Source organism: Gordonia sp. 'Campus' (assembly GCF_022206305.1).
Classification (GTDB): domain Bacteria; phylum Actinomycetota; class Actinomycetes; order Mycobacteriales; family Mycobacteriaceae; genus Gordonia.
This window is the reverse complement of sequence record NZ_JAKOIW010000049.1, coordinates 1-867: the sequence shown is the minus strand read 5'-3', so window position 1 is coordinate 867 and position 867 is coordinate 1. Positions and strand designations below refer to the sequence as shown.

The 867-nt window shown below is 55.9% G+C and carries 2 rRNA genes; both read right to left on the bottom strand.

Annotated features, from left to right (window positions below):
- Positions 1-187: ribosomal RNA gene (locus tag MAY35_RS23185) — 23S ribosomal RNA — on the bottom strand; the annotation flags it as partial.
- A 462-nt stretch (positions 188-649) separates the two neighbouring features.
- A 16S ribosomal RNA gene (locus MAY35_RS23180) occupies positions 650-867 on the bottom strand; the annotation flags it as partial.

The window sequence follows — 867 nt, the reverse complement described above, 5'->3', positions numbered from 1 at the left end:
CGTTCCCCCCACACAGCCTATACATTCAGCTGGTGGTAACACGACATCACTCGTGCTGGGTTTCCCCATTCGGACACCCTCGGATCACAGCTCGTTTGACAACTCCCCGAGGACTATCGCGGCCTACCACGTCCTTCATCGGCTCCTGGTACCAAGGCATCCACCGAACGCCCTTACACACTTACAACAACACCTACAAACAACCCCCACCCCACCAACCCCACAAGGCCAGCAAACAGGGATCGAATGTAGACACACAAAACATTTCTGCTAAATCACAGACCAAGCACCCCAACAACAGTCGGAGCATTGGTTTGAAATAAAGATGCTCGCATCCACTATGCACTTCTCAAACAACACACACCACACACCCCGCAGCATCTCCGCACCCCACCACAGGGCACCTCACCAACGCATTGCGATATGCAGCTAGGTCAGAGACAACCCACACCAGCCCGAAGACCAGCACCGTGTGTTCTCTCAGAACCCCGATAGTGTGACAAGAACCCGCCGGCCTCACGACCCAGCAGCAACCACCAGACCACACCATCAGGGTGTAGCCGGCAGAAGTGTCTGATGTTTCACCCTCGAACACACACACGCCGCAGAACAGACGCCCACGAAACATGTGTCGTTGTGTGCTCCTTAGAAAGGAGGTGATCCAGCCGCACCTTCCGGTACGGCTACCTTGTTACGACTTCGTCCCAATCGCCGATCCCACCTTCGACAGCTCCCTCCCACAAGGGGTTAGGCCACCGGCTTCGGGTGTTACCGACTTTCATGACGTGACGGGCGGTGTGTACAAGGCCCGGGAACGTATTCACCGCAGCGTTGCTGATCTGCGATTACTAGCGACTCCGACTTCAT